Source organism: Natrinema sp. H-ect1 (genome assembly GCF_041821105.1).
GTDB classification, from domain to species: domain Archaea; phylum Halobacteriota; class Halobacteria; order Halobacteriales; family Natrialbaceae; genus Natrinema; species Natrinema thermotolerans.
In genome coordinates this window covers 157767-179254 of sequence record NZ_JBGUBA010000006.1, presented here as the reverse complement: position 1 = coordinate 179254, position 21488 = coordinate 157767, and the positions used below count along the sequence as shown (strand labels likewise).

The 21488-nt window shown below is 64.6% G+C and carries 22 protein-coding genes and 1 tRNA gene; 12 read left to right on the top strand and 11 right to left on the bottom strand.

Annotation, left to right across the window (positions count from 1 at the left end; genetic code table 11):
• Positions 1-133 precede the first annotated feature (133 nt).
• Positions 134-409, top strand: a complete 276-nt coding sequence (locus ACERIM_RS14280; protein ID WP_373633216.1) for a hypothetical protein — start codon at positions 134-136, stop codon at positions 407-409.
• Between the two features lie 40 nt (positions 410-449).
• Positions 450-524: transfer RNA gene (locus ACERIM_RS14275), tRNA-Val, on the top strand.
• Positions 525-696: 172 nt separating this feature from the next.
• Here the strand turns inward: ACERIM_RS14275 and ACERIM_RS14270 are convergent.
• The 3 genes from ACERIM_RS14270 to ACERIM_RS14260 all read right to left on the bottom strand — a co-directional run bounded on the left by ACERIM_RS14270 (position 697) and on the right by ACERIM_RS14260 (position 2397).
• The gene (locus ACERIM_RS14270; protein WP_373633215.1) at positions 697-1380 is read right to left on the bottom strand and encodes a hypothetical protein; all 684 of its coding nucleotides are present in this window, start codon (positions 1378-1380) and stop codon (positions 697-699) included.
• Positions 1381-1641: 261 nt separating this feature from the next.
• Positions 1642-1788, bottom strand: a complete 147-nt coding sequence (locus ACERIM_RS14265; RefSeq protein ID WP_373633214.1) for a hypothetical protein — start codon at positions 1786-1788, stop codon at positions 1642-1644.
• A 321-nt stretch (positions 1789-2109) separates the two neighbouring features.
• Positions 2110-2397 (bottom strand): hypothetical protein, encoded by a 288-nt coding sequence (locus tag ACERIM_RS14260; RefSeq protein ID WP_373633213.1) that lies wholly within the window; start codon positions 2395-2397, stop codon positions 2110-2112.
• 352 nt (positions 2398-2749) lie between these two features.
• Here ACERIM_RS14260 and ACERIM_RS14255 point away from each other — a divergent pair, with 352 nt between their 5' ends.
• The 3 genes from ACERIM_RS14255 to ACERIM_RS14245 all read left to right on the top strand — a co-directional run bounded on the left by ACERIM_RS14255 (position 2750) and on the right by ACERIM_RS14245 (position 4319).
• Complete coding sequence (locus ACERIM_RS14255) at positions 2750-3448, top strand: helix-turn-helix domain-containing protein (RefSeq protein ID WP_233274367.1); 699 nt, start codon at positions 2750-2752, stop codon at positions 3446-3448.
• Between the two features lie 159 nt (positions 3449-3607).
• A complete protein-coding gene (locus ACERIM_RS14250; protein WP_373633212.1) occupies positions 3608-3958 on the top strand; it encodes a hypothetical protein in 351 nt (116 codons plus the stop codon).
• A gap of 151 nt (positions 3959-4109) precedes the next feature.
• On the top strand, positions 4110-4319 hold the full coding sequence (locus ACERIM_RS14245) for a CbaC protein (RefSeq protein ID WP_373633211.1): 210 nt from the start codon (positions 4110-4112) through the stop codon (positions 4317-4319).
• Positions 4320-4433: 114 nt separating this feature from the next.
• Here ACERIM_RS14245 and ACERIM_RS14240 read toward each other — a convergent pair whose 3' ends face one another.
• Positions 4434-4919, bottom strand: coding sequence for a metal-dependent transcriptional regulator (locus ACERIM_RS14240; RefSeq protein ID WP_373633210.1), 486 nt, complete (start codon positions 4917-4919; stop codon positions 4434-4436).
• Between the two features lie 192 nt (positions 4920-5111).
• Between ACERIM_RS14240 and ACERIM_RS14235 the strand changes: the two genes are divergently transcribed.
• A complete protein-coding gene (locus ACERIM_RS14235) occupies positions 5112-5252 on the top strand; it encodes a hypothetical protein (protein ID WP_006182074.1) in 141 nt (46 codons plus the stop codon).
• Positions 5253-5261: 9 nt separating this feature from the next.
• Here the strand turns inward: ACERIM_RS14235 and ACERIM_RS14230 are convergent, their stop codons facing one another.
• The gene (locus ACERIM_RS14230) at positions 5262-5675 is read right to left on the bottom strand and encodes a hypothetical protein (RefSeq protein WP_049905955.1); all 414 of its coding nucleotides are present in this window, start codon (positions 5673-5675) and stop codon (positions 5262-5264) included.
• 167 nt (positions 5676-5842) lie between these two features.
• Between ACERIM_RS14230 and ACERIM_RS14225 the strand changes: the two genes are divergently transcribed.
• Entirely contained in the window at positions 5843-7300 is a 1458-nt protein-coding gene (locus tag ACERIM_RS14225; RefSeq protein ID WP_373633226.1) for an MATE family efflux transporter, read from the top strand.
• A gap of 423 nt (positions 7301-7723) precedes the next feature.
• On the opposite strand, the gene ACERIM_RS14220 is transcribed toward ACERIM_RS14225, so the two are convergent.
• Both ACERIM_RS14220 and rdfA read right to left on the bottom strand, forming a co-directional pair.
• A complete protein-coding gene (locus ACERIM_RS14220) occupies positions 7724-9679 on the bottom strand; it encodes an archaea-specific SMC-related protein (RefSeq protein ID WP_373633209.1) in 1956 nt (651 codons plus the stop codon).
• Positions 9680-9740: 61 nt separating this feature from the next.
• Positions 9741-10367, bottom strand: a complete 627-nt coding sequence (gene rdfA, locus ACERIM_RS14215; protein ID WP_373633208.1) for a rod-determining factor RdfA — start codon at positions 10365-10367, stop codon at positions 9741-9743.
• Between the two features lie 790 nt (positions 10368-11157).
• Between rdfA and ACERIM_RS14210 the strand changes: the two genes are divergently transcribed.
• From ACERIM_RS14210 to ACERIM_RS14190, 5 genes are all read left to right on the top strand, one after another.
• A complete protein-coding gene (locus tag ACERIM_RS14210) occupies positions 11158-13413 on the top strand; it encodes an NADP-dependent malic enzyme (protein ID WP_373633207.1) in 2256 nt (751 codons plus the stop codon).
• 697 nt (positions 13414-14110) lie between these two features.
• Positions 14111-15418 (top strand): MFS transporter, encoded by a 1308-nt coding sequence (locus ACERIM_RS14205; RefSeq protein WP_373633206.1) that lies wholly within the window; start codon positions 14111-14113, stop codon positions 15416-15418.
• A gap of 692 nt (positions 15419-16110) precedes the next feature.
• A complete protein-coding gene (locus ACERIM_RS14200) occupies positions 16111-17172 on the top strand; it encodes a zinc-dependent alcohol dehydrogenase family protein (protein ID WP_049966625.1) in 1062 nt (353 codons plus the stop codon).
• A 367-nt stretch (positions 17173-17539) separates the two neighbouring features.
• Positions 17540-18577, top strand: a complete 1038-nt coding sequence (locus tag ACERIM_RS14195; protein WP_373633205.1) for a Gfo/Idh/MocA family protein — start codon at positions 17540-17542, stop codon at positions 18575-18577.
• A 398-nt stretch (positions 18578-18975) separates the two neighbouring features.
• Positions 18976-19191 (top strand): hypothetical protein, encoded by a 216-nt coding sequence (locus ACERIM_RS14190; RefSeq protein ID WP_006182085.1) that lies wholly within the window; start codon positions 18976-18978, stop codon positions 19189-19191.
• A gap of 82 nt (positions 19192-19273) precedes the next feature.
• On the opposite strand, the gene gvpM is transcribed toward ACERIM_RS14190, so the two are convergent.
• The 4 genes from gvpM to gvpJ are packed head-to-tail and all read right to left on the bottom strand — an operon-like array spanning position 19274 to position 21469.
• The gene (gvpM, locus tag ACERIM_RS14185) at positions 19274-19627 is read right to left on the bottom strand and encodes a gas vesicle protein GvpM (protein ID WP_006650644.1); all 354 of its coding nucleotides are present in this window, start codon (positions 19625-19627) and stop codon (positions 19274-19276) included.
• Positions 19624-20577, bottom strand: a complete 954-nt coding sequence (gvpL, locus tag ACERIM_RS14180; protein ID WP_373633204.1) for a gas vesicle protein GvpL — start codon at positions 20575-20577, stop codon at positions 19624-19626. Before gvpL ends, gvpM begins: the two co-directional genes overlap by 4 nt.
• Positions 20574-20918, bottom strand: a complete 345-nt coding sequence (locus ACERIM_RS14175) for a gas vesicle protein K (protein WP_373633203.1) — start codon at positions 20916-20918, stop codon at positions 20574-20576. Before ACERIM_RS14175 ends, gvpL begins: the two co-directional genes overlap by 4 nt.
• A complete protein-coding gene (gvpJ, locus tag ACERIM_RS14170) occupies positions 20915-21469 on the bottom strand; it encodes a gas vesicle protein GvpJ (RefSeq protein ID WP_373633225.1) in 555 nt (184 codons plus the stop codon). The genes ACERIM_RS14175 and gvpJ overlap by 4 nt, the downstream gene beginning before the upstream one ends.
• Positions 21470-21488: the final 19 nt, after the last annotated feature.

Sequence of the window (21488 nt, the reverse complement as noted above, 5' to 3'; positions counted from 1 at the left end):
CGGGAATTCTCACGGAGTGACGTATGTCAATCGATCGCGTGTCGGGTTCGAGATCGCCCGCGGGAGCGGCATCGAAATTCGTCCTCTACGATAGGACTATATACTCAGCTAACCTTTCTACGGGAGAGAACCAATGAACAACCACTTCCACGACAGCCGGTATTACCTCGCTCGCGCCGCCGAACACGCCCGTCTGGGCGTTGCGGAAACGCTCGAGCCCCACGCCGATCGCGTCCGATCACGGCTCGGGCTCGCGGTCGAAACCGAACCCGAGCCGAGTCGGCTCGAGGCGGTCCGGGCGGATGCGCTCGGCCTCGAGCGGCGTGCGGCCCATCGGGTTCGTGGGGTCGCTGGTGACGTGCGTGGGCGCGTTGATGGGGGTCGCTCGAGCGACGCCGACGACCGCTGAAAGGAAGTCTTAAGTCAGACGCACGGGAAGGGCCTCGTGCGGGTTGGTGATCTAGTCCGGTTATGATACCTCCTTCACACGGAGGAAGCCGGCGGTTCAAATCCGCCCCAACCCACTACTTCTGCCGCGAGCAAATACGCGAGCGGCAGTATCGTGACGTTGGGCGGATTTGAATCAGGGAGTGGAGCGAAGCGGAACGACCGTGGTTCAAATCCGCCCCAACCCATTTCTGATGACACACCGACGAGGAGCGTAGCGAGTCTTCGTGGTTTACATCTACCCGTTCATTACCAGAATAGTGCAAAAAATCCCGTCTGATAAATCAGGCTTGCTAGTGCAACCAATGCACCAAAGATAGCGAACCGTTGTGGCCAAGGTTCATATTCTTCTACTTTCGACTGTACATGTATTTTAACGGTTGTACTCGATTGGTATGATTCTAGGCGATCGCTATACATCAAAAACATCTGGAAATCATAGTCACCAGGTTCAGCATCTTCGTCAATGTTTAATTCTACCTCGATCGGTGCATGCTTTCCCCAATCACCTTCAGATATGATAACTGGATACATCCAATCTTCACTGCCTTTCTCGTCTGGAAACTCAAACGCTGGGCTATCAAAGAAAATGAAATCAGTGATATAAACAGTAGTTGAATTGCCCTCTATCTCACGTACAAACTGGTCGTCACTTTCGATAGCGGGTTTACCATAGGATATACCTCCGTCTTCGTTCTTTGCAAAAGGAATTGAGAAATTCCCTCCTTCACCTGATAAAAGAGAGTCATATTCCAAAAACATCGTCAATTTGTGGCGTTCTATCTCACCATATCCAGTTAAATAAATTCTAAGTGTGGCTTTCTCTCCTTTTGACACAGATATTTTATTGGTAGATGGGACTATTTCGTACTTCGGTGTTGAAGTAGGGGCTTTCCTACTCAGTGAATTCTCAATCTCAAACAAATCGGGCATATCCCGTCAAACACAGTTAGAGTATTAAGAACTTCTATTATTTGAGTACTAGACCGGTAGTGGAACCACCCTGCGTTTCTTTCAATCAAGAGTCATATTTGGGGGATCAGTGAATCATAGGTGTTGTTAAAAAGTACCCAAGTTCTGCGTGGGTTTTATGCCATTATTCCATCATGAAGAGATCGAAGCCAGATTAGCTGTCTTCAGTTAGGTGGATTACTTGAGTACGACCCAGGTGAGGGTCAGTGATTGACTACCGAATTAGGCGTCGTCTTCATTCGCTACCGCCGTGGGTGGCTGACGACAGCCACAGGGCCACGCGTAGCATTCACCGGGGCCGAGACAGTGGGTGATCAGCACGTCGCGGCCACAGCGTGAACACGTCCCGAGCGTGCCGTCGGAACTCATCGCCTGTCACCTCGAGTGCCGTATTTCTCGTACAGCGATTTCGGACAGCACTGGTCGTATCGCTCGAGCCTGCTCGAACCAAACCTAATCGAATACCGACGCGCGACGGATCGTGCGAGACTTTTATGCCTCGCGAGTAAGTACGGAATCATGCTTGCAAACCGCGGAGGTTTGGAAGCGCGTCTCAGGTGCTAGGACACCTGGGACTTTCGCGTAGTCCCTGGGAGAGCGCTTCCGTTCTCGGATACCGCTCTGGGAAACTTATAATTACTGGATAGTCTGTGAATAGAGGTGGTTCGACGGCGGCCGACCGCCGATCGCTCACGTCTCGGAGACCGACTCCGTCGTGACGTAGTACGGCCCGTCCCACTCGCGCACCCAGTCCGGGGCCGCGGGGTGGGCCTGCAACTGATTCGCCTCGTAGGACTCGTCCGGGTAGACGGTGCCGTCCTCGTCAGTCCCGTCCTCGAGCGGAACGACGTAGGTGACCGGGTCCCGCCCCTCGGCGGGGATCAGCTGTTTCCGGTCCCAATCGTGTGCCGCGCCCGCCGAATCGGTCCACGTCTGGGGGTGGAACGTGACGGCGACGCCGGAGTCGTGATCAGTCATCGGTCGTTCTCACATGCGGATCGCGGATAGGGACTCTGACGAATCAATCCGGATCGTCGTTTAAATACGCGCTCGCCGCTCGCGGTCGAACGGGTCGTCCCACACTCGAGGGCCGGACACGGCTATCGACGGGCTGTCGATCCTCGAGTCGGGCGTCGATCTCGCGGGACTCGAGTCGCCCGCTCGTTCGAACACGGCCGTTCGGTACTACCGCGAACATCGCCGATATGGTGGATCCGACCGAGCCGACGACCCCATCATACGACTGGCGTATTTACGTGAGCGGCGAACATATCCGCGCCAACCTATTCTTAGGTGTGCCTAAAACAGTGGGGTAGCTCGAGTCCGACCGGTGTCGTACCGACGCCGATCGCGACCGCCCCACATCATGCCCTACGTCGAACTCACCGTCACGATTCCAGCGGACGCATGGATCGGCCGAATATCGCGCGACTACCCCGACGCTCGATTTCGGGTCCTCGCGGCGACGGCCACCGACGGGACGGGAGCCGCCCGGCTCGAGGTCCTCGGGACGGCGGCCGACCGGATCTGCGAGGCCTTCCGGGCCGACGACTCGGTGACCGATCTGACGGTCCTCGAGACGGCCTGTCACCGGCGGCGTCTCCAGCTCGAGACGACGTCGCCGGTGGTGTTGACCGCGATCCAGTCGTCGGGCGTGCCGCTTCGGACCCCCTTCGAGATCAGCGACGGGCGGATGGCCCTGGAGACGACGATCCCCCAGGAGCAACTCTCGCGGCTCGGCGAGAGCCTGACCGACTCCGGTATCACGTATTCGCTCGAGCGGGTGCAACCGGAGGCCGACTCCGAGTCGCTGCTCACCGACAGACAGCAGTGGCTCCTCTACGAGGCGATCGACCGCGGCTACTACGACACGCCGCGCCGGATCACGCTGGTCGAACTCGCGGACGAACTCGACATCGCCAAGTCGACGTGTAGCGAGACGCTCCACCGGTTAGAGGAGCGCGTCCTGAAACAGTTCGTGACGGGGGACTGCGAACACCAGCCCGATATCTCGATCCGCGCCGATTGAACGGTCCCGCGTCTCGCGACCGAAAGCGGCCTCGGATCCCGACACCCGCAGCCGACGGCCCTGCCGCCTCGAGACCGCGTGTCGGACCCCCCGAAGTCGATCCGGGGAAGGTATTCGAGACGGTTACTATCCGGGTCGCGGCCGTCTCCCGAACCGGCTATGACGAAACACGCGTTCATCCTCCTCTCGCATCCGGAGCGACCGGGCAAGTTCGCGAACCCCTTGACCTACGCCGCGCAGTTGGACGCGGCGGGCCACGAGGCGCGGGTCTACTTCGACGGGGCCGCGACGTACTGGTTCGAAGATATCGAGGACCGGCCCGCGCCGGCACGAGAGGCCTACGAACGGGCGAAAGACGAGGCCCTCATCGCCGGAGTCTGTGACCACTGTGCGACGTTCAAAGGCGTCGCGGCGGCCGTCGAGGCCGAGGGGTTCGAGATCGACGGGACCGAACACGCACCGGACGTCGCGGCCCTCGCGGACGAGGGCTACGAGATCCACACGGTCTGAGCGACCGCGACGCGGGGACGAATCGATCGGACCGACGTCAGCCGAGCGTCGCTGATCTCGGGCGGTTGCTCGACGACGGACAACCGGTGACGAACATGTTCACCACCAACCTTTGGCGGTTTCGGGCCCAATATATGACGGGAACCAAAATATGCGACTTTCCAAGGGTGCGCTTCTCGTCGTCATCGCCGTCCTCATCCCGTTCGTCGTCGAGTTCCGGACGGCCCTCTCGTGGTTCGGTATCACGCTGTCCGTCCTCGAGACGGGTGTAGTCGGGCTAGCGGTCGTCATCGCCCTCCTGGCCTGGGCGATGTGGCCACAGGAGGACGGTGCGGCGATGGAATCACACCGATCCGACTAACGGCGTTTCGAAGGGCGCGAACTCGGCTGACGACCGTTCGGTCCCGGTCGTCGTTGTCGATTCGCCGTCGGGCCAAGCGCCCGCCATCGGTGTCGGGACTGGAAGGAGGTCCCGCTAGCCCTCGGCGTGAGCCTCGACGAGACAGCCGTCGGACCCCTCACCGATGCGTCGGCAGGCGTCGACACGGGGGTCGTCGATCCGCTCTTGCAGCCGGTGGACGCCGGCTTCGGGAATCGTATATCCGATCCGATAAGCGGTGTAGTCGTCGATATCGTACGCCAGGACGCGATCGAAAAAGGACGTGACCACGCACTGTCGCCACGCGAGCAACTCGGCGATCGCCGCTCCGCGGGGCGTCAGCTCGACGCCGGCGTACTTCTCGTACTCGAGGACGGCGTCCTCGTCGAGTCGTCCGACCATCTCGGTGACGCTTGCGGGGCTGGTGTCCAGTCGCTCGGCGAGTTCACCGGTTCCGACCCGTCCCGTTCCCCGAGCGGCGAGCCGGGAGACGGTGAGGAGGTACCACCCTGCGGTCGGGCTGCGTAACGTACACGATCCGGCCGTCTCGGCGGCATCCATCGCCACGTCTGCGGTGGTCATCGTTCGATACACCGTACCACGGGAACCCACGAATCATACTCCCCGAATATGTTCCTCAATTCAATTACTGACGAACGTGTGTTCCGAGGGTTCGGACGTGTATCGGCGAATCGAACGGTATCGAACCGTCGAGAACTCCGACCGGAGATAGTAGCGACGAAACTTAACTCACCTCGAGTGGTAGCTCCTCGCATGGTGTACCAGTTGCGGTGTGACGGCTGTGACTTCGAGCGGGAACACGCGGACTGGGCGGACGCAAACAGGGATGCCAGGGATCACGAGGCGGAACACGGCGATCACTGGGTGCGTATCGTCGACCTGCAGGAAGCCTGAGCGGACGGCTCACTCGTCGGGGCCGTCGACCCTCTCGAGCGCCGCTGCCAGGATCGCGGTGTGGACCGTTCGGCTGTCGGTCTCCTGAATCGTGGCCGCCGCCTGGAACCGCTCGCGGGCGCGGGCCACCGTCTCCGGCTCGGCGGCGAGTTGCGCGAGTTCGAACGCCTCGGGGTCGACGGCGCGAGCGGCCCCGAAGTCCGCCGCGTCGTACAGGCCGGCGAAGTCCGCGACGAGGTCGGCGACCAGCTGGGCGGTCGCGTCCGCACCCGGATCGCCGACCGGCACCGTCGAGCCGGTCGGCTCGAAGTAGTTCGCGTAGTCGACGACGCCCGCCTCCTCGTAGAGAATCGTCTCGAGCGCGTCGAAGACCGGCGGCGAGACGTAGACGCCGAACAGTTTGTATCGATCGTCGCTGGTCATCGGTTCAGGTCGACTCGATCCGACGCGCTCGAGTCGGATAAATCCGACCACCGGTCGGCCGGGAACACCGTCACTACGGGGTCGATTCGAACGATCGTCCATGAGAAACGAAGGCAGTATAAAGCGTTTTAGCGTCGAATCACGAACCGAGTGGCGTGGTTTCTCGAGTGCCGAATCCGCTCCGGTGGCTCCTGCTATCGATCGGGTTCCTGCTCGCGCGGGCCGGCGTCGTCGACCGGGAGCGTGTCGTGCGGACGACGGACCTCGCGTGGCCGCGGATCGTCACGGGCATCGCCCGGATGTCGAAGTCGGCGGCGGACGTGGCGATGGTCGGGATCGCGCTGGGACCGGCGGCGATCGCCGGCGTCGGCTTCGCGACGCCGTTCTGGGCGCTCGCGTTCGGGATCGGCGGCGGGGTCGCCGGCGCGACGATCGGGCTGGTCTCCCAGCGGTTCAGCGCGGGCGCGACCGAGGACCTCTCGCTGGCGGTGACGACCAGCGCGCTCGTCGTCGTCGCGATCACCGTGCCGCTCGCGGCCCTGTTCTGGTTCGTTCCCGCGGAGCTGATCGGACTCGTCGGTGACGACGCCGCGTCGGTTTCCTACGGTGCCGACTACCTCCGGGTCGTCTCCCTCGGGGTTCCCGTCGCCGCCCTGAACCTGATCGGCAGCCGGACCCTCGTCGGGGCCGACGACGCCTGGACGCCGATGGCGTTGCGAGCCGGCGGTGCCGTCGTCAACGTCGCGGTCAACGCCGTCCTGCTGTTCGTCCTCGAGCTGGGTGTCGTCGGCGCGGCGATCGGCACGGTACTGGCCAACGTCCTCGTGCTGGCGGCGTTCGTCACCGGCTTCGCGTTCGGCCGGCTGCCGGTGATCGGCGACTTCCCGGTCAGGATCGACGTCTCGCGGCCGTACACGACCCTCGAGGACGTCCGAAACGTGATCGAGATCGGGACGCCGCTCGTCTTCACCAACGTCGCCCGCCGGGGCGCGCAGTTTCCCATGCTCGCGATCGTCGCCCTGTTCGGGCCGAACGTGGTGGCCGCCTACGTCGTCGCGCGCCGCGTTCGGGATCTGATGGACACGCCCGGCTGGGGGTTCTCGCTGGCCTCGAGCAGCCTCGTCGGGCAGGAACTCGGCACCGGCGACGAGGGCGACGCCGACACCTACGGCTGGGAGGTACTGTGGTTCGGCACCGCCGTCTACCTCTGTAGCGCGGCACTGGTCCTCGTCTCCGCCGAGCGGGTCGGCCGGCTCTTCGTCGACGACACCGAGATCCTCCCGCTCGTGACGACGTTCATCGTCGTCGCCTGCGTGAGCGTCGTCTTCCGCGGAATCAGCGGCGGCGCGACCGGCCCGCTGCGTGCCAGCGGCGACACCCGCTGGCCGTTCTACGGGCAGGTACTCGGGCTGTATGCGTTCGCGCTTCCCGTCGCCGCCCTCGGTGCCGTCGCCGTCCCCCTGCCGGGCCTCGGGGCCGTGACGCCGCTGGGAATCGGGGCGCTGTACGCCGCGTTGATCCTCGAGACGCTCGTCCCGGCCGCCGTCACCTACCACCGCTTCGCCGCCGGCCACTGGAAGGCCATCAGCCGCGGCTACCGGCCCGACTCCTCGCCCGGCGATTGATAGAAATACCAGTCCCGTTACTATCGTTCTATTCTGGTACGATTTCGGTCGAGCTAGTAGGCAAGGACTCACTCGATGCCGTCGGTATCGCTCGAGCGAATCGCCGACGATCACTCAAACGGGCTTAGAGACGATATCACCGGCCACGGCCGTATCACGGACTGGCTGACTTCATCGTGTGTATAGTCCCGGTCGAACTGAATCATACCCCAGAGGGACGGCCCCTGTCCGCCGGTTCCGTCGATTTTCCGTTCAGGGCTGATGGCCGGCGCCGACGAACCGGCCGAGGAACCGATCGATCGAAATTCACGTATGAATTCCGAAAGTATGTCGAAAAACTTCGGAGTCTGATGAATAAGGGCCGGTCGATCGATATCGGTCGGAAGGCGGCGACGGAACGAGGACGTCGGCGATCGCCGAGCGCTAGATCTCCTCGACGTACGTGTACGACTCCGACAGCGCCTCGGCGTCCTCTCGGAGCAGGGCAACGACGAGACAGTCGACGTACTCCTCGAAGTAGGCCACGAGGTCGGCGATCCGGTTCGAGTCGATCGCCTCGAGCGAGTCCAGCAGCATGAACGGGACGATCTCGTAGACGTCGTGGACCAGGTAGCCGGCCAGCGCGAAGACGAGCCCGGTGACCTCGCGTTCGCTCTCCGAGAGGTGGTCGACGGTGTCCTCGTAGGTGCGGCCGTCCTCGGTCGTCCGGACGATGTGGAGGTCGAAGGCCGTCCGCGAGACCTTCCGCCGGCCTTCCCGGACCGTCCGCTCGCGGCGTTCGATCCAGATGCGGTCGATGTTACGGTACTCGAGAATCGAGAGGATCGAGTCCATGTGGTCGTTGAACGCGTCGACGGCGTTCTCTTCGATCCGGTCGACCCGTGTTCGAAGGTCCGTCAGTTCGTCCTCGACCGTCTCGCGACGCTCCTCGAGGTCGCTTCGCTCCTCGATCTTCTCCTCGATCTCCGCGATTCGCGCTTCGACCTCGTCGCGTTCGGCCTCGAGGTCCTCCAGTTCGAGTTCGAGCCGGTTCAGGTCGCGGTGGGTATCGATAACCTCGCCGTACTCGGCGTTCTCGTAGGTTTCGGCGTCCGATTCGAGGTCTTCGACGCGCGCCCGCTGCTCTTCGAGGTCGGCCTCGAGGGCCTCGATGCGGTCCGTGCGGCGCTCGAGTTCGTCCTCGACGGCCTCGAGTCGCGTTTCGATCTCCCCGCGCTTTTGGCGTTGCTCGCGCAGTTCCTTTCGCCGGTCGGAGAGGTCGTCGATCTGCTCTTGGAGATCGCTGCGCTCGTCGAGTTTCCGCTGGCGGAGCGAGCGCAGTCGGTCGAGCGTCGCCTCGATCCGGTCGCGGTCGACCCGGGAGCCACACGTCCAACAGACGACGTCGTCCGAGTCCGCCAGCAGCTGGTCGGTCACGTCGCCGTCGTCGTCCGCGGCCGCTCCGTCGTCGACCTCGAGATCGACGTCGAAGCCGTCCTCTGCGAGCCGTTCCTCGTTGAACCGGATCACGCTCTGGAGTTCGCTGACGGTCGTATCGAGCGACCGCTTTCGGTCCCGCAGCTCCTGGACGCGGCCTTCGAGGCGATCCGGCGACTCGGGGTCGTCGTCGAACGCCTCGAGTTCGGCCGCGAGGTCGTCGCGTTCGGCCTCGAGTTCGGCGCGGCTCTCGCGTTCGGTCTCGAGATCGTACTCGATCGACTCGAGTTCGGTCCGGGCCTCCTGGAGGTCCGCGAAGGCCGACTCGATCGCGTCCTTTCGTTCGCGGCTCGCCTCGACGTCGAGGTCGAACGCCTCGAGTTCGGCCTCGAGGTCGTCGATCCGCTCTTCGGTTGTCTCGATCTCGTCCGCGAGCGCGACGCGGTCGGACTCGAGGTCGGGCAGTTCGTTGTCGAGTTGGGCGAGTTCCTCGAGTCGGCCGTCGAGGTCGCGCTTTTCGGCCTCGAGGCGGTCGATCTCCGCCTCGATCTCGTCGGTGTCGATCGGCCGCATGATGATCTCACGGAGATCGTCACCGCTCCGGACCGCACGGCGGGCCTCGTTGGACTCGAGCAGGAAGGCGAACAGATCCGCCAGCTCCGGCTCGTCGAGATATGGGTCACCGTCGAAGACGACCTCGCCGTTGCGCCGCGTCAGCGAGCGCATGTATCGCTCGTCGTCGAAGGTCAGTTCGACGCGGCCGTCGTCCGCATCTCCTTTCAGGGACGACCGACGGCTGCCGAGCGCCGCCATGATCGTCTGCAGGAACGACGTGCGGTTCGTCGCGTTTCGTCCGGTCAGGACGTTCACGCCGGGCGCGAGCGTGACCTCGGTGCTATCGATTCCGCCGATATTCTCCGCCGCGACGGTAATCGACGAGGTGACTGACTCTTGAGATGACACGAGCGCTCTTTCACGCCGCTGAACTAAATGCTATGTGGTTACGGCCGGTTTCGCATCGGCGTCACGCGGCGTCGGTCGCGTCGCAGTCACAGCCGCCCCGCTCGAGCAACTCCGCGATTCCGTAGTCGGCACCGCAGTTCCCACAGATCGTCCGGACGTCGACGAACACCTCGTACTCCCGGTCGGTGATTTCGTCGGCGTTCCCCAGTTCCTCGAGCGTCGACTCCGTGATTACCTGCGTCCGCCCGGCGAGCCGTTGGACGGTTTCTTTCTTCCGCTCGATGCGATCCTCGGTGTCCTCCTCGGGGAGGGAGGCCTCGCGTACGTTCGTGAGATAGGAGTAAATCGTCTGGTGGGTAACGAAGTCCGACTCGACCGCATCGACGTCGACGCCCGCCCGCTCGAGTTCGCGCCGTCGCCGAACCGCGACGGATCGCGACGCATCGTCGTCGGTCAGCGTTCGATAGAGCGACCCGACGTCCGTATCGAGGGCCGAACCACCTGCCTCGCGCACAGCGGCACGGAGGACGGCCTCGTTGAACTCGGTCGCGAGGTCCCGAAGGCTCGTTCGGTCCGTGCCGTCGCCGATCCACTCCGCCTCTAGGCGCTCCCCCCACTCCTCGAGGCCGTACTGGTCCATCACTCGCTCGACTTTCGTTCGCCGCCCACCACGCGAGTCGTCTGCCATACCGGATGGCACCGCGGCCTCTCCTACAAATGTTGTGGTCGTCACCGGTTCGGTCGGGGGCGGCGGCCACCGAACGAACCACCGCCGCTGACCGGTCGGTCGCGGTCGGAACTATCCCCATTCGTTCACGAGACGTAACGATCGGCTGCCACCTCGAGGACGTCGACATCGTCGGCACCGAAATCCGACGGATGGAGACCAGTTCGGTAGGAGTGAACCGAACTGAAACCGACCGAAATGTCGGATAACAGTAACACAGTTTTTTGTTTATCGATCAATTCAGGGAGGGTATCGACGAGCGGTCCGACGAGCGGGCGGCCGAGCCCGATCGTGGCGCCCCCTATTACACGAATATGCCTGTAAGGACTACCGATCGATCGGCCGGGTCTCGTTTTCCAGTGGGCAACGGCCGTGTGTCTCTCGTAGCCGTTGAAACGATTGACACACTGATCGCACTGTCCGCGGTTCTCGCTCACGTCGCTCGCTCCGAACCGCGCTCCTGTCGTGCGATCAGGTGTGCAGTAACGTTCAGTGGCTACGATAGGTCGGCCCGACAGGGAGCCGGGGTACTATCGCCTGTCAGCGGCGGTAATGATGGCTCACCAGCAACTCGTCGGACGAGCGGACCGATGCCCGGACTGTGGGGGGATCTCGCGTTCGACGACCGCTCGTGGCGGTGTGGTGATCGTGGCCATGCACCCAAGCGAGCTGTCGACTGATCGAATCTCGAGGCGGCGAGTGCCACAGCCGTACACTTTTGTCGGTCCGGCAAAGACACTCGATCACAACAATGGACGAAGACGCGCTCGAGTATCACCGGACGGATCCACCGGGCAAGATCGAGATTTCGACGACCAAGCCGACGAACACCCAGCGTGACCTCTCGCTGGCGTACTCGCCGGGCGTCGCCGCGCCGTGTCTCGAGATCGACGAGGACGAGACTGACGCCTACCAGTACACGACCAAGGGCAACCTCGTTGGCGTCGTCTCGAACGGCTCGGCGGTTCTCGGATTGGGAGACATCGGCGCACAGGCTTCCAAACCCGTCATGGAGGGCAAGGGCGTGCTGTTCAAGCGCTTTGCCGACATCGACGTCTTCGATATCGAACTCGAGCTGGACGATACGGACGCGTTCGTCGAGGCGGTCGCGGCCATGGAGCCGACCTTCGGCGGGATCAATCTCGAGGACATCGCCGCGCCGGAGTGTTTCGAGATCGAGGAGCGACTCCGCGAGCGACTCTCGATTCCGGTCTTTCACGACGATCAGCACGGCACCGCCATCATCACCGGCGCGGCGCTGCTCAACGCCGTCGAGATCTCGGGGAAGGACCTTGCCGACCTCGAGGTCACCGTCGCCGGTGCGGGCGCGGCCGCGGTCGCGACGGCGCGCTTTTACGTCTCACTGGGCGTCCGCCGGGAGAACATCACGATGGTCGATATCGACGGCATCTTGACGACCGAACGGGCCGAGGCCGGCGATCTCAACGAGTACAATCGCCAATTCGCAAGCGACGTGCCAGAGGGCGAACTCGCGGACGCCATGGTCGGCGCGGACGCGTTCGTCGGGCTCTCGACCGGCGGCATCGTCTCCCAGGAGATGGTCCGCTCGATGGCCGAGGACCCGATCATCTTCGCGATGGCGAACCCCGAGCCCGAGATCGACTACGAGTCCGCCAAGGCGGCCCGCGACGACACCGTCATCATGGCCACCGGCCGCTCGGACTACCCGAACCAGGTCAACAACGTCCTCGGGTTCCCGTTCCTGTTCCGCGGGGCGCTCGACGTGCGCGCGACCGAGATCAACGAAGCGATGAAGGTCGCGGCGGCCCACGCCCTGGCCGAGCTGGCCAAACAGGACGTCCCTGATGCGGTCGTCAAGGCCTACGGCGACCAGCCGCTGCAGTTCGGCCCGGACTACATCATCCCGAAACCGCTCGATACGCGGGTGCTGTTCGAGGTCGCGCCCGCAGTCGCGCGGGCGGCTATCGACTCGGGCGCGGCCCGCGTCGAGTTCGACGTCGACGCGTACGTCGAACGCCTCGAGGCCCGACTGGGCAAGTCCCGCGAGATGATGCGCGTGGTGCTGAACAAGGCCAAGTCCGACCCCAAGCGGATCGCGCTGGCGGAGGGGACCGACGAGACGATCGTCCGCGCGGCGGCCCAGATGGCCGACCGGGGCGTCGCGGAGCCGGTCCTGATCGGTGATGCGGCCGAGATCGAGCGGACGGTCGCGGACCTCGCCCTCGAGTTCGATCCGGACGTGGTCGATCCCGGGAGCGGCGACTACGGCGAGTACGTCGATCACCTCTACGAGCGCCGTCGACGCAACGGCGTGACCCGCCGCGAGGCCGAGACGATGATCCGCGACGACACGAACTACTTCGGCAGCGTGATGGTCGATCGCGGCGACGCCGACGCGATGCTCACCGGGCTGACGAACCACTACCCTTCGGCGCTGCGGCCGCCGTTGCAGGTGATCGGGACGGCCGACGACGCCGACTACGCGGCCGGGGTCTACATGCTGACGTTCAAGAACCGCGTGGTCTTCGTCGCCGACGCGACGGTCAATCAAGCCCCCGACGCCGACGTCCTCGCGGAGGTCACCCGTCACACCGCCGATTTGGCCCGGCGGTTCGACGTCGACCCCCGGGCTGCCCTGCTGTCCTATTCGGACTTCGGGAGCGTCGACAACGAGGGGACGCGAAAGCCCCGCGAGGCGGCCCAGCGGCTCCACGACGACCCCGCCGTCGACTTCCCCGTCGACGGCGAGATGCAGGCCGACACCGCCGTCGTCGAGGAGATGCTGACCGGTACCTACGAGTTCACCGACCTCGAGAAGCCCGCGAACGTCTTGGTCTTCCCGAACCTCGAGGCGGGTAACATCGGCTACAAGCTGCTCCAGCGGCTGGGCGGAGCCGAGGCGATCGGCCCGATGCTGGTCGGCATGGACGAACCGGTCCACGTCCTCCAGCGCGGCGACGAGGTCAAAGACATCGTAAACCTCGCGGCCGTCGCGACGGTCGACGCGCAAGGCGACGAGTCCTGATCGGCTCTCCCGGCCGTCCGTTGGGCCGGCACGCGTTGCGGTCAGTTCGATCGCTCCGTCTCGGGCCGTCGATACGTGCAGCACCTCGAACCGTTGTACGTCTGCCGGCCCGGGTCGGCCGACGAACGCTCGAGACAGCGTGAGCCTCCCGATCCTGATTACAGACATAAGCGTGTAACGAGCCGTACCAGTTCGGCTTTCGGAGAGATACTCAGCAACCAACACATATGAATTCCTATGTAGTAGATAATGAGACATAAATTGACTCACAGCTGCGAAACGATTTCAATCCCGTATGGGCAGTATCGAGTACGCGGATTTCGGGAAAAGTGCCGATAACCAGCGCTATACGGTGCGTCGATACAGTGGTTACCTCGCCTCTGCCCACCAGCGTCCCACTCGGTCCCTATCCAGCAAGCGGTCGACTGAAGACCGCTCCCGGACCGCATTAGCTACTATTTCGGCAGTCTCCCGATACTAAACGCGCTAATCGTTGCTCGAGCGTCTACTCGCCTAACCTCGTCCGCCAGTACATACGTTTATTGCCATTTCGGGAGTTCTCTCGGATTTAGTCAACTTTCGAGACGCTCGAGAGACCAGCTGTCGGGGCCGGCGGGCGAGTCCGACCTAGGCAGGTTGAAGGCCGCGTGTTCGAAACGGGAGGGCGTATGGACGAACCGGGTGATCGGCGGCGACGATGAGTGAAGCGTCGACGGAGGAGACGGCGCATACGGCCGGCGAGATCCGGACGATCGCACTCGCGGTCATCGCCGGCATCTTCTTCGGCGGGGTGGCGACCGGGGTCGCGTTCCCGACGCTGCCCTTGCTCGACGAGAAACTCGTCATCTCCGCGGTCATGCTGAGTTTCATCCTGTCGGCCAACCGCATCGCCCGACTGTTGATGAACACGCCTGCCGGAACGATTATCGACCGCTACGGCGCGCGGAAACCGATGATCTTCGGGCTCTTCACGCAGGCGCTCGCGCCCTTCGGCTACATCCTTGGCCTGAACGCGCCGGCGACGATCCTCGGCTCCGTTCCGGGGCTCGGCGAGGTGTCGCTGCCCGGTCTCGTCTTCGTCCTCTCGAGACTGTTCTGGGGTGTCGGCAGCGCCTTCGTCTTCATCGGTGCTTTCGCTACCATCACCTACGTGACGACCGCGGACAACCGTGGCCGCTGGATCGGCTACATGCGCGGCGGCCAGTCGCTTGGCTTCCCGACCGGGCTCATCGTCGGCGGGGTCCTGACCGACCTCGCCACCATGGAGACCGCCTTCCTCGCTGCGGGCGTCCTCGCGCTGATCGCCGGCACGATCGCGACGCTCGTCCTCCCCGACGTCCACAGCGGTACCGACACCCGATCGACCGGCCTGCGAGAACTGCCGTCGTTGCTGACCGGTCGGCCCACCGTCCTCCTGATCGGCTTCGGCAACTTCACCGTCCAGTTCCTCTGGGGCGGGATCGTCCTCTCGACGTTGGCGCGCTACGCGAACGTCTACGACCTCGAGATCGCACTGCTTGGCGCAGCGGGGGTAAGCGGCGTGGTCATGGCGGTCGGCGTTCTCACCTCGGGAGCGACGACGCTCGGTACCAGCTGGATCTCCGACCGGATGAACGACCGGACGCTGTTGACGGTGCCGGCGTTCCTGTCGATGGCTGCGGGCTTTCTGCTCATCGGCTCCGTCCCGACGATCGAGGCGTTGCTGGTCGCGATCGCGCTCGTCGGCGGCGGGATGGGCGTCGCCGCACCCGCGCTGATGGCCATTCTCGGGGACCTCACGCCCGGCGACGAACTCGGCCGAATGGGCGGTGTCTACAACGTGATGGGCGACATCGGACTCAGTCTCGGGCCGCTCGTGGCGATCCCCGCCGTCGACAACTGGTTCGGGTATCAGTGGACGTACGTCCTCTGTGCGGCCCTCGTCACGAGCTGTCTGGTGTTCGTCTCCGCGCCGCTGCTTCGCAACCCCGACGTTTCGACGACGGGGGCCGTCGAGGCGGACTGAACCGGCGTCGTGTGGCCGCTGTGTTCACCCGGCACGACCGGGTCGTCCCGAGAACACCTGCAGCTGGTCAGAAAATAGAATCTATCTAATAGGAACATATTTATATAACATAGTGTTCATATTTGTCCGAAACTCCGAATACACCATCCGTCGGTACCGATTGAAAACAGATCCGAGGTATAGCCGGTTGCTCAGCGTTTTGAAGGGGGTTTTGTTTCCCAGCGTTCGGTTTCCGATCGGAACTCGAGTTCTTCGCAGTTCGTAATCGAACATCGCGTCACGAATGGCTGTACCGAGGTTTCGGTGGCGGGCTATCGCTCCGGGCCGCGATCTCCGAGCCGGTTGGACGGTTGACGATCGGACAATCATATACTATTTTCGAGTAGTAGTTTGAATTGATGTATTTGCAGTCGGTGACGCCATCGAGGGCGCTCGAGTCGACACCTCACTCTGACGACCGATGGCCATTGACGATCGATACGATACAGTGTACCACGACACATATTCGTCGAACCGAATACATCGGTCGTCGGTTGTCACTCTCCGACCGTCGTCCCCGTTCGCGGTCGAAGCGAGCGTGGCCGTTCCGCGGATCGACTCGGCGAAAAACGGAGGGAAACTCAACACGGGTTTGTGACATATCGGTCACGTACCGCACACACTTTTGTACTCGCTGACCGAACAGTCAGGACATGCGAGCAGCCGTACTCGAAGAACATGGGGAACCGCTCGCGGTCAAAGACGTCGACTATCCCGAACCGGAACCGGATCAGGTCGTCGTCGAGACCGAGGCGTGTGGAGTCTGTCGTAGTGACTGGCACGCCTGGCAGGGCGACTGGAACTGGATCGGGGCCGGCGTCCCGGAGGGGCAGATCCTCGGCCACGAGCCCGCCGGCGTCGTCTCCGAGGTCGGCTCGGAGGTCGAGACCCTCGAGGCGGGCGACCGCGTCGCGGTCCCGTTCCACCTCGGGGACGGCACCTGTCCGCACTGTCGTGAGGGGCGGGCCAACAACTGTGAGACGGTACTCCCGCTGGGGCTGTCGGAGTTCTCCCAGGGCGCGTTCGCGGAGGCGTTTGCCGTCCGGGAAGCCGACTTCAACTGCGTCAAACTCCCCGACGAAGTCGACTACGACGAGATGGCCGGCCTCGGCTGTCGGTTCATGACGGCCTACCACGCGCTGGCCGACCGCGCCGACCTCCGGCCGGGCGACTGGGTCGCCGTCCACGGCTGTGGCGGCGTCGGCCTCTCGGCGATCCACATCGCGGACGCGCTGGGAGCCCACCCGATCGCGATCGACCTCGTCGACGACAAGCTCGAGCGCGCCGAGGAACTCGGCGCCCGCGAGACGGTCAACGTGACCGAGGTCGACAGTTCGGCCCAGGCGGTCCAGGAGATCACCGACGGCGGTGCCGACGTCTCCATCGACGCGCTGGGCGTCGCCGACACCTGCAAGAACTCGGTCAACAGCCTCGGCACGCGGGGCAGCCACGTCCAGGTCGGGCTGACGACCGGCGAGGAGGAGGGCCAGATCGAACTCCCCGTCGACGTCATGACGATGCAGGAGATCGACTTCCACGGCTCCTTCGGAATGCCGCTGGTCCGCTACGAGGAACTGTTCAAGCTGATCGCACAGGGCACCCTCGAGCCGAGCAAGATCATCGGCGAGCGACTCTCGCTCGACGAGTTGCCGGAGACGCTGGCCTCGATGGACGACTACGAGACGGTCGGTATTCCGGTCGTCACGGAGTTCTAACCGGCGATAGGTAGCCGCCGCTGGCGGCTCGAGCGTCGGAAACCCCGGGCGGGGCGGGAACCGCCCTGGGCGTGAGAGACATGAGCGTACTCGAAGCGGGGCGAGTCCACATCCGAGCGATCCGGGCACGAACGCACGCAATCGGCTGCTTAGCGCGTCGCCGTTGGCCGAACGCGTACCCGGCGGGGCCTTTCCTCCCCGCAGGCCGGACAATGCAGGCAGTGGACATTGTTATGCAGTCACTTGGGTGGCGGTAGCCCCCTCTGATCGAACGCAGGCGGCGTCTAACGCCGGTGTAGCCGGCTACTACGGACCGATGGTTCCCCGCGCGATCGGTTCCAGGCTTGCCTGTGACGGTTCCAAAGGGATGACACTGGACGCCGTGTCGGTCCCCATGAACGACGCCATCGACGCCGGGCCGGTCCGGATCGGCATCGTCGGGCTGGGCTACATCGGCAGGACCGTCGGCGGACAGTTCCACCGCCACGCGGACGCGACCGTCGGCGCGATCTGTGACCTCGAGCCGTCGGTCCGCGAGAAGGTGGGCGATCAGTTCGGAGTCCCCGCGGACCGCCGGTTCGCCGAGTACGAGACCATGCTCGCCGAGGCGGCCCTCGATGCTGTCCTCGTGGGGACGCCACACACCCTTCATTACGGACAGGTCGTCGCCGCCCTCGAGCGGGGCTGTCACGTCTACTGCGACAAGCCGCTCACGACAGACCTCGAGCGGGCCCGGGACCTCGCCGACCGCGTCGAGGCGAGCGACCGGACCGTGATGGTCGGTTACCAGCGCCACCTCCAGACGGCGTTTCGACGGGCCCGCGAGCGGTTTGCCGACCGCGACCCGGAGTGGGTGACCGCCTCGATCACGCAGGACTGGATCGACGATTCCCGCGGTACTTGGCGGCTCGATCCGGACCTCTCGGGCGGCGGCTTCCTCTACGACACGGGCAGTCACGTCCTCGACGGCGTTCTCTGGACGACCGGGCTCGAGCCCGCCTCGGTCGCCGCCAGCATGGACTTCCACGACGAGGCCGGCCGGGTCGACCGCCGCGCCCACCTCGACGTCGCGTTCGAGAACGGCGCGACCGGGACGGTTTCCTTCTACGGCGACGCGCCGTCGGTCCGGGAACACGTCCACCTGTGGGACGACGCGGGCGCGGTCTACCTCGAGGGGACCCAGTGGGGCCCCCGAGAGGTCCGCGAGATCGACGCCGACGCCGGCGAGTATACTCCCTACGTCGACCCCCGAGGCGAGCGGTCCCGGGCCGACGCCTTCCTCGAGAGCGTCCGCGAGGGGACCGAGCCGCCGGCGACGGTCCGGGACGCCCTCCGGGTGACGGCCCTGACCGAAGCGGCCTACGAGGCGGCGAGGACCGGAAAACGAGTCCCCGTCGGCGACTGATACGGTTTGCTGTACCGATGTATCGGTGCGACCGCGACACAGCCTACGGTCGCACCGGAAATGACGTACAGCAGACCGTCTGAGTTCCCGGGTCGTGGCCACGCCTCGAGTCCGGTTCGACGCCGGTCGGGAGCCGCCGAATCGGTGCCCGGTAATTACGGTATTTCGTCAGGAAAGACGATTTTTCGTCCGTCGAACAGCGACGGGTTCGTCGTTCCGCGTTCCCACTTCTGTCCGGTGGTTACGGTGTTATTACTCGGCCGTACGGGGGCCAGAACGTCGGCGGCGTCACCATGATGGACCTCGAGCGGCCGAGACCAGGGTAAGAGGGCGATAGCTTCCCGTCGCTTTCGGTTACAAGCCGGATAACTACAACCGGTCGTGGCTATCGAACGGGTATGATCACCTGCACTAACTGCGAGACCGCCCAGTTCCTGCAGATCACGCAGAGCCGCGTCTACTTCGAGGACGGCGAGATGATCAACGAGATCTCCGAGACCTACGAGTGTACGCTCTGTGGCGCGACCGGGAAGTACGTCTACGACGAGGACCGCGACGAGGAGACCGTCACCGGCGAGGTCGAACACACGACCGAGCGCCCGAAGTACGCCTGACCCGTTGCCCCCGTTCGGGGGCGTCCGACCGCGAACCGTATCGACCTCGCCGATCACGAGGGCGGTCCTCGCGCGATCCTGATCAGTCCTTCTCGTTCGTTTCTTCCGTCTCGTCGATGCCGGCGTTCGAACTGCCGATCCCGAGTTCCTCGAGTCCCTCGAGGGCCGCGTCCGGCTCGGTATCCTCCCGGTCCGCGTTCGGATCGTCGTAGTGGGTGCGGCGGCCAGCGGCCGCCATCCGCCGGTGGGCGTCCCAGTCCTCGAAGAGCCCGTACTCGTTCATCGTCTCCATGCCGGCGATCGCCGCGGTGAGCTTGATGCCGACCAGCGGGATATCGGCGACCGAGACGATCACGTCCGCGCGGAGGATCGCTCCGTCCCGGAGCAATACGTCGAGGACATCGACGAGGCTCTCGTCGTCCTTTCGCGGTCTCATAGGTTCGGGTTCGTGTGTTCGCCGTCCGTTCCGTCGCCGTTGTCCCCAAGCTCGGGCGCGAACGTATACGGCGGCCACGGCCCCGTGAACCGGACCTCGAGGCCGTCGGTTGCGGCCACGTCGTCGAGGATCGAGCCGATCGCGCCCTCGTCGTCCTCGTGGGCCAACAGGGTGAGTCGGGCGAGCGTCTCGCCGTCGTCCGCGTCGCGGCCTGCGCTCGCGTTCGAGTCCGACCCGCCCCCGGCCACGTCGTCCGACAGTCCCGCGCTCGGCGACCGCTCGAGGGCGTGGACCTCCCTGGCTTCCGCGGCCAGTCGCTCCTGCAGGTCGGCGGTCACCGACTCCCGGCGTGCCGCCCGAAGTTCGGTCAGCCGCTGGTCGAACTGCTTCTCGAGCAGGAAGGCGGTTCCCTCCTCGGCGTCGGCGATCCGCTCGTCGAGGTCGCGCAGGCGGTCGTCGCGCTCGATCAGCGCCGCGTCGTCGATCGGATCGATCTCGACGACCTCGACGCGGTACTCCCAGTGGCCGGCGAGGCCCTCAAGGGCCTGCTCGAGGATCGTTCGCTCCTCGCGGAGCCACTCGCGCAGGCCGTCGTCGTCGCCCCGGAGGATCGTATCGAACTGGAAGGGGATCGGCGTACCGAAGGCCTGGCCCGCCTCGTCGACGACCGTCTGGTGGCGGACGAGCCAGCGCCTGATCTGGGCGAGATCTCCGGAGTCGTAGATGCCGTCGCAGGCGTGGACAACCGCGCCGATGCCGTCCGCGACGACGATCGAGACCGGCTCGCCGTCGACGCCGGTCGTCTCGAGCGCGGCGTCCCCGTCGGCCCGAACGAGACAGTAGAGGTACCGCCCCTCGTCGATCGACGGGGCGTCGGCCGGCTCCGCGGTCCCTGCCCCCTCGATCGTCTCGAGTCGGTCGGCGTGGTCCTCGAGATCGTGGTCGCTCATTCGGACTCTCCCCCGAAGACGGAGTGGCCGGGTTGCGTCGTCGCCGTCGGCTCGCCGTGGAGTTGTTCGATCGCGTCGTTGACCAGCCCATCGAGATCGCTTCGGAGGTCGTCGACGCCATCCTCGATCCCCTCGTCGTCCTTGAGCCGCTCGATCTCGGTCTCGATCCTGGCGAGTTGGCCGCCCAGCCGCTCGATCTCCTCGTCGGTGAGATTGCCCGACTCCATGCGCCGGACCGCCTCGCGCTCGAGGGCGTCGATCAGGATCTCGACGACAGCGATGACGAGCGTCATCAGCCCGTCACGGGCGTCCTCGCCGTCGCCGACGTCGATCGCCGTCACGGGTCGTCACCCCCCGATTCGGTCTCCGACTCCGCGTCCGGGACGGCCTCGTCGTCTGCGTCTCCGTCGCTCGAGTCCGCCTCGTCGTCACTGAGCAGATCGAACCCGCCGCTGGTGGGCCGCTCGGGGTCGGGTCTGGCACCGAGTCGTTCGCTGACCTGTTCCTCGTCGCCGACGGCAAGCTTGCTCTCGGTCGATTCGCCGCTCGAGGAGTTCGCCTCACCGTCGGCGTCGTCCTCGGCCGTGACGTTGACGCCGCGAGTCGGATCGATCACCGGGTTCGGTCGATCCTGCTCCGCGATCGCGGGGTCGTCGACCGCCTCGGCGACCCGGCGCATGTCGGTTCCCTCGGGGAACTCGAGGCCGTACTTCGCCGCGGTTTCGAAGGAGGCGATTGCCGCCCGGACCTGGACGCCGAGCAGTTGGGTGTCGCCGATCGAGACGGCGATGTCGGCGTTGATGACGATCCCCTTGTCCAGCAGCATCTCGACGACCTCGGCCAGGTCGGCCTTCTGGCGGCTGGGCTGGAAGTCATCGACCACCGCGATCACCCCTGGGACGGATCGCCGC